The following is a 7,279-nucleotide window of genomic DNA, read 5'->3' on the forward strand; positions in this document are numbered from 1 at the left end:
ATACCAAAATTTAAAGAATCAAAAGAACAAGATAAATTTTAACTCGCAAGGAGAACGCAACGAAAGTGGGTATTGAGTTGCTGGGCATTGCTTGCTAGAGCTGAAGTTAAAATTCTTTCTTTTATTATCCACTGCTTTAAATTTAGACTCTAATCTATAAAATTTCGGCGTGCCGCACGGTGCAGCTTAAAAATATCTGCGCGTCGCATGACACGACTCAAAAGTCTGCGCCGACGCTCGCGATCTTTGCTTTAAACCTGCCAAAGAGCGCGAGCGGCAGCCGAAATTAAAATTTGCCTTTAAATTTAAAGCCTTTAAACCTGCGCAAGGGCGCAAGAGCCGCAAGGACGTGCTGGGCATTGCACTTTACGGGCAGCATTTTCATAAATCTAAAAGCGGCAAGCGGCGCAAGCCCTACTCGAATTCTATCTTTTTTAGATAATCGTATAAATTTAGCACCGCGATAAATAGCGTTAAAATCGCGGGCCCCAAGATCACGCCCCAGAACCCAAACGTGCTGATGCCCGAAAGCATCGAGAAGAAAATCAGCATCTCGTTAATGTTTGCGGGGTTTTCGACTAGGCGCGAGTTGATAAATTTTATCACGAGCGGCTTTACGAAGCTGTCCGCGAGCGTCGAGATCAGTATCACGCAATACGCCATTATCACGATCGCGCCCGAGGTACTACCCCCCGCTAGCACATATAGCGCTGTGGGCACGTAGATGAGTGCGCCGCCGACTGCGGGGATGAGCGAGCAGAAGGCGAAAAGCACCCCCATCAGCAGCGCGTCAAAGCCGAAGATCCCCGCGATTATCGAAAATAAAAAGCCCTGCAATACGGCGTTGAAGATGGTCGAGTAAAACACGACGCTCATCGTATTTGCCGTCTCGGAAAAGATATAATCGATCTGCACGGGCTCGACGGGTAGAATTTTTTTGAAAAAGCGCTTGAAGCTCTCGCCGTAGAGGTAGGCAAAAAAGCAAAATACGATGATAAGCACCATATCGACGATAAATTTCGCGCTGGATTTCCCGACGACCGAGAGGTAGGAGATGATCTGCTTCGCTAATCCCGCGACGTCTAGGTTTGCTAAAAACGAGCGGAACTGCGTATTAAATTTTTCAAAAGGCCCGGGCAACCTGATGTCTAGGCCCTGAACGTAGCTAAGCGCGTCGTTTAGGCGTGCCATATCGAAGCTCGCGGCGTTTTTGGCGATCTCGATCACTGCATAGATGAAAGGCACGAAAAAAAGTGCGCATAGCAAAAACAAGCTAAGCACCGAGGCTAGCGTGCGCCTGCCGCGGCACAGCTTGGTTACTTTAGCGTGCAGACCCGAGGTCGCCACCGCCATCAGCACGCCGATTGCGATCACCATCAAAAACGGCGAAAATAGATAGATCACGCAGCAAAACATCAGCAAGGTTGCGCCAATAAAAAATATCTTGTTCGTTTTCGCGCGCCCGCTAGCCTTAGCAAGACCTGATTTCATACCCACAGCAGCTCCCGAAGCGGCAGCAGCGCCTAGCGCGGAAGCATTAGCCGAGAAGGTTTCATTGGCTTCGGCAGCGTCGTTAAGCGCGGCCGCACCGGTAGATGAGACTTCGTCGGTTTCGATCCGGCTTTTGCTTTTATTTTCGGCGGCGGTTTTGTTTTTGTTTTTGACGGTTGCTTTGGCTTCAGCGGCGGCTTCGATTTTGCCCTCAGCATTATTTACGGTCTGATTTTCAGTAAAATTTTGCGCCTCGCCTTTGGCGTTATCCTCGGCGTTATTTTGGGCTATCTTTTCAGCCAGGTTTTTATTGCGGCTTGCGGCGTTGTCTTTTGGCGTCGGCAAATTTTATCCTTTTGAAATTTGATGACGTATTTTATAAATTTTTTTATCAGATTTCGATTAAATTTTAAAATTTCATAAAATTTACGAGCGGTGTTCTCACGCGTTTTCACATACGGCACGCGACGATACAACGGATATGTTTATTGAAATTTCGAAGTAAAATTTAAAAGACTAAAGGCGGCGAGCTAGCGACAAAGCGCATACTCAAGCACTCGCCGAGCAAAACAACCCTCGGGCGACGCGTTGGCACACACATTACGAGTTGGCAGCCGTAAAACCTGTTTAAATGGAGACCAGCCCATAAAATAATATTTGAACGCCCACTGGATCCGATTAAATTTTAAATCCGAGATCACCCCTCAAACAGATTTCTCTCCGTGACCTTTAGCACGCGACCGAACGCCTCGCGCGCCTTATCGGTTGCGATGCGGCCTTTGGCGGTCTTTTCGATGTAGCCGTTGGCGAGCAGATAGGGCTCGATGACGTCCTCGATCGTGCCCTCATCCTCACTAAGCGCCGCCGCGATCGTGCTAAGCCCCAAGGCACGGCGCTTAGCGTCAAATAAAATTTCTAAATATTTTATATCCATCTCGTCAAAGCCCTGCTCGTCCACGCCCAGTGCCTCGAGCCCTTCGCGCGCGCGATCGTGCGAGATAGCGGCCTCGTCGCGCACCTCGGCAAAATCGCGTATGCGGCGCAGCAGCCTTAGCGCTATACGCGGAGTGCCGCGAGAGCGACGCGCGATCTCGGCGCTGGCGTCGGCTGCGCTTTCTTTTCCGAGTTTAACCGAAGCGATCTGCACTATCCGCGCAAGCTCGGCGTGCGTGTAAAACTGCAAGCGAAACTGCATGCCGAAGCGATCCCGCAGCGGCGCCGAGATCATGCCTGCGCGCGTCGTGGCGCCGATGAGCGTGAAGTGCGGAATGTCGATCTTGATGGTCTGCGCGGCGGGGCCCGAACCGATGATGATGTCGAGGCGGAAGTCCTCCATTGCCGAATACAGCACCTCCTCGATCGCGGGGCTTAGGCGGTGGATCTCGTCGATGAAAAGCACGTCGCCGCTTTGCAGGTTCGTCAAAATCGCCGCCAGATCGCCCGCCTTTTCGATCATCGGCGCGGCGGTGACCTTGATAGCGGCGCCCATCTGAGCGGCGATGATGTGCGCTAGCGTGGTTTTACCGAGCCCCGGCGGCCCGTAGAAAAGTACGTGATCGAGCACGTCGGCGCGCTTTTTCGCCGCGGCGATCGCGATAGCAAGGTTTGATTTGATCTTCTCCTGCCCCACGTAATCCTCGAAGCTCGACGGGCGCAGCGAGCTCTCCACGCTCTCATCGAGCTGCATCTTTTCGATCTCTACAATTCTGTCCATAATCTCTCTTTAATCGTTTTTAAAATTTTAGCAAGTGTAGCGAAAAATGGCTAAATTTTGACAATTTTAAAGGGGCGGATCTTTGCTAGCGGAATAAAATTTGCCGCGCGGAATTTTACGGTACGCGCTTAGAGCTGGGGCTAAAAAGCAGAGCACCCGTCGCGAAAGACTGCGAAATTTTAGCGCGACGTTTTAAGGCTATGCTCATGCCGCTATGCCCGCTATGCCCTGGTGCGGAATTTTATTGTGACGGCTCCCGAACAGCGCGCGGGTCGCTAACTGCGCTAAATTTTACGGCGCGGAATTTAGTATATAGAATTTAGAAGCGAAATTTATCCGTTTGAAAAATACGCATATGGTTTTGCGACGTAAAATTTGGCGCTTAGAATTTTACGATATTAAATTCGGTGTCTGAAATTTTGCGACAAAATTTTGTCTCGTAGAATTTTAATGCGGATTTTGTTTTTGCGGCAACGAGGGTTTAAATTCTGCGCTTCCAGCTTCGCGGCACGCAGCTAGTCAGAATTCCGTCTCGCGCAGTCGGTTAAAATTTCGCAAGAAATTCTGCGTAGAATTTTATGCAAAATTTTGCCTTGCGCGACTAGGTAAAATTTTGCGCGACATTTCGTTTTTCAAGACGACTTAGAATTTCGTGCGAATTATAAAATTTGCCGCTAAGCTCAACGCGGGCTCGTGCAATTAAATTTAGCCTCTCAGCCTCGCGACGCCTTATCGATCGCACCCCAAATTAAGCGCTAAATTTTTCCTGCACGAGCCTAGTTCTACAAATCATGCTCTTCGATCAAAACGCTCTTATTATCGTCGTCGCCATCGCAGAACGCTCTATATAGGCCCGATGTCGTTTTTTCGAACAATAACACCACGCCGTCGCTTTCAAATTTTTTCGAGCAGCCCTTGGCGTGCAGCTTGGCGAGCTTCGGGCTATCAGGGGCATAAAACTGATAGCTATCGGTGAAGTGTTCCACGTATCGGTAGGTGATCTCCGCCCAAGGCACCCCGCTATCGCCGCTTCTATTTAGCACGATGGTTCTGGCGTTTATCGCCGCGAGCTTTGACTTTAGCTCCCCGAACGTCTTTTTGTCCCAGCCGATGAGCTTTAGCCCATCGCCGATACTCGGCGCATTATCTCTAAAAATGGAATTTGAATAAAATTTCGTCTCATCGCCGTCCAAATCGATCCAAATATACTCATCGCCGTAGGTGCTCTGGATTGTAACGCGCAAATTTTTAGGGAAGTTGCGACCTGCAAAAGCTAACAGGTCTAGGAATTTCTCGCGATTTTGCTCGTAGTTTTGCATCGGCGGAGCTTTATCCAGCTCCATATCATCTTTATCAAAGAAAGAATTAAATGCGAAAAATACCGCCAAAATCGGCAGCACCTTTACGCAAAAGAACAAGCCCATAGCCGCGGCTATGATAATTTTTAAAGCTTTAGCCAAATTTTCTCCTTAAATTTTATAGCCGTTTAGACCTGACGGCTGGTTTATGCCAGAATTCTACGGCTACGTGCGTAAAATTTTAGCACTCGTAGCGTATTTTGGAGCTACGGCTCGGATCATTCATGAAAAGCGCTCGTGCGTTGCAGTCGGCGACAGAAATAGCACCCGCAGCGGAAGTACGCAAACTCTCGCACGGCGCCCCCGTATAAAATATACCGCGCAGAGTATCCACCCAAAGCGCCTACGATCTCTCGCACTAGGTAAAGCGCTCGCAATCGCTCTCGCCGAATAAATTTCAAGCGGCGCGAGCCGTTTACATAGCCTGCGGCACGCGAAAACGAAGCGTTAATTTAAGGCAAGCATAGTTTTATTGCTAGAATTTCAGCGCGTAAATTTTAAAATTTAGCCCAAATCTCGCTACTGCTTATATTCAAACTCCTCGCTCGGGAAGCTCTCCTCCTTGACTTCGCGCGCGTATTCGCGCACTGCGCCTTTTACCAGCGCAGCGCCGTCTAAATAACGCTTAACGAATTTCGGTCGAAACTCCGTGAAAAATCCACACATATCGCTCCACACGAGCACCTGTCCATCCACGCCCGCACCCGCGCCGATGCCGATGACGGGCACGTCGGTGCCGAGCGCTACTTGATTTGCGACCGAGCAGATCGTCCCCTCGACCAGCAGTAGCACCGCACCCGCCTCTGCAAGCACTCTGGCGTCGCTTAAGACCTCGCGCGCGCCCTCCTCACCGCGCCCGCTTACCTTGTAGCCGCCCGTAAAGCGCGAAAACTGCGGCTTTAGCCCGATGTGGCTCATCACGGCGATGCCGTTTCGATTAAGCAGCGCCACGGTATCTGCCATATGCGCGCCGCCTTCGATCTTAACGGCGTCACAGCCGGTGCTCTCATAGACTTTGGCGCAGTTTTGTAGCGCGAGCTCTGGCGTCGCGCACGAGCAAAACGGCATATCCACGACCATATACGCTCGCTTGAGCCCCCGTCTTACGGCGCGCGCGTGATAGATCATCTGCTCTACGCTTGCGCCCAGGGTCTCGGAGTGCCCGCCGAAGCTCATATTTAGGCTGTCGCCTACAAGTATCATATCGACCTCGTCGTCGAAAATTTTAGCAAAAAGCGCATCATAGGCAGTGATCATCACGATCTTTTCGCCGGATTTTTTCATCTCGTATAATTTAGAAAGCGTAATTTTTGACATTTTGGATCCTTGATTTAGTTAAAATTTGAACGCAATTCTAGCATAAGCCGAATTTGACATTTATAAAATTTTAAAGTAAAATGCGTGCGCATTCTTTCGGGGGTGACTTGGCTTCGACGGGAACGGATGGGTCAAGGCGGCATGTCGCTTTGGATACAGCGTATAAAATCCAAACTAAATTTAAACGCAAACAACGTTAAATTTGCTCCTGCTTACGCTAAAGCTGCGTAAGTCCAGTCGAGCCCTGCTCTGCGCCGATACTATCTAAGCGCGGCGGCGGGTAATCTGCGATAGCGTAGCTCTGCGGCGTGACGAGCCGTAGGGTGAAATCCTAGTCTTTGCGCCGGCGGGTCGTTTTGGAAAAGTGAGCGAGCCTGCGCGAGAACTTCACTTTTGCTAAACATGTAGAGGCTTTGGTCGTTTGTTTTCGGACTGCGGTTCAATCCCGCACACCTCCACCAATTAAGTTATATTTAAGCTTTAATCACTTCTTTTTACTTCTCTTCAATTCCCGTATATAGGTGCTTATCTTATATTTCGATTATTTTTCTTTCCTTTTATTTTTGTTTGTAGTATAATTACTTCTGAAAAAATAGGGGCTTTATTAGGGGCTTTTTTCGCATTATGGGTTTTCGTAAAGAAAGACGATATAGAAAAATGGCAATGGCAATAATCTTATACTTAAAAGGAGCGAATTATGTCATTTATAGATGAAGACTACGTAAATATCGTGCCGCAGGATCTATTAGAGCGCGGTATACGCCTAAGAGAGGAGCTCGGATTTTATGAAATCGCTTGGAAATTTGACGATGTAATGGAGGTGCTAAAAATCACAAGAGGCAAAGGTATGATTATCCTAGGAGGAGAAGTATATCGCCTAAGCGGTAATGAGCCCATCATCACATACGATAGCTGGAGCATTAAAGATGGAGATGACGGTGACGATGCATTCGAACTAGCGGTTCGATACATCACTAATTATCGCGCCAGAAACGGAGATTACTTTGCATACTGCCCGGATATCGGTCCATATACCATCCTACAGGAGCCAAATGAACAAACAGAAAAATGATCAATTTTTTATAAACAAGAGTTTACCGCCTAACGTAGAAAGATGGCTTAACATAATGCTTCGATATAAATTTAAAGGCAGAGATGAATTAATATCTCATCTCAAACTTATAAAGATCGATAGCGTGATAAAGGAAGTAGGTTATATGCTAATAAAATTTAAAGAGCCTAAAGGTACGGAAAAGCTATCGTTAGAAAATTTCCCGATGAACACTACAGCAATAGATATTATGGTGTTCACAAAAGGAGAATATGAAACCAACTTCTTACTCTACAATAACGATTATGTAAGAAGGCTAGAGATTTATAATATTGCAAGCGAAGCATA

General features: G+C 48.2%; 6 protein-coding genes and 1 other RNA gene. 3 read left to right on the forward strand and 4 right to left on the reverse strand.

All coding sequences use genetic code 11. The features are described 5' to 3' along the window. Positions 1-414 precede the first annotated feature (414 nt). The 4 genes from Q0393_RS07280 to panB all read right to left on the reverse strand — a co-directional run bounded on the left by Q0393_RS07280 (position 415) and on the right by panB (position 5,880). On the reverse strand, positions 415-1,836 hold the full coding sequence (locus Q0393_RS07280; protein WP_298979086.1) for an AI-2E family transporter: 1,422 nt from the start codon (positions 1,834-1,836) through the stop codon (positions 415-417). A 352-nt stretch (positions 1,837-2,188) separates the two neighbouring features. Continuing rightward, complete coding sequence (gene ruvB / locus Q0393_RS07285; protein WP_298979091.1) at positions 2,189-3,205, reverse strand: Holliday junction branch migration DNA helicase RuvB; 1,017 nt, start codon at positions 3,203-3,205, stop codon at positions 2,189-2,191. Between the two features lie 782 nt (positions 3,206-3,987). After that, entirely contained in the window at positions 3,988-4,665 is a 678-nt protein-coding gene (locus tag Q0393_RS07290) for a hypothetical protein (protein ID WP_297896229.1), read from the reverse strand. A 417-nt stretch (positions 4,666-5,082) separates the two neighbouring features. Then, the gene (panB, locus tag Q0393_RS07295; protein ID WP_298979093.1) at positions 5,083-5,880 is read right to left on the reverse strand and encodes a 3-methyl-2-oxobutanoate hydroxymethyltransferase; all 798 of its coding nucleotides are present in this window, start codon (positions 5,878-5,880) and stop codon (positions 5,083-5,085) included. A gap of 98 nt (positions 5,881-5,978) precedes the next feature. On the opposite strand from panB, the gene ssrA reads away from it, so the two are divergent. From ssrA to Q0393_RS07310, 3 genes are all read left to right on the forward strand, one after another. Further along, positions 5,979-6,341: a transfer-messenger RNA gene (gene ssrA / locus Q0393_RS07300) on the forward strand. Between the two features lie 236 nt (positions 6,342-6,577). Continuing rightward, positions 6,578-6,952: an Imm40 family immunity protein gene (gene imm40, locus Q0393_RS07305; protein ID WP_298979095.1), complete on the forward strand. Its 375-nt coding sequence runs from the start codon at positions 6,578-6,580 to the stop codon at positions 6,950-6,952. Continuing rightward, positions 6,933-7,279, forward strand: a 347-nt coding sequence (locus tag Q0393_RS07310; protein ID WP_298979097.1) for a hypothetical protein, incomplete at its 3' end; no start/stop codon positions are given. The genes imm40 and Q0393_RS07310, both read left to right, overlap by 20 nt.

The organism is uncultured Campylobacter sp. (assembly GCF_938015785.1).
Classification (GTDB): domain Bacteria; phylum Campylobacterota; class Campylobacteria; order Campylobacterales; family Campylobacteraceae; genus Campylobacter_B.

What these genes read in the sequence shown, in the direction of transcription:
- imm40 (WP_298979095.1), top strand. Translation starts at nt 6,578, where the DNA reads ATGTCATTTATAGATGAAGACTACGTAAATATCGTGCCGCAGGATCTA.
- ruvB (WP_298979091.1), bottom strand. Translation starts at nt 3,205, where the DNA reads ATGGACAGAATTGTAGAGATCGAAAAGATGCAGCTCGATGAGAGCGTG.
- panB (WP_298979093.1), bottom strand. Translation starts at nt 5,880, where the DNA reads ATGTCAAAAATTACGCTTTCTAAATTATACGAGATGAAAAAATCCGGC.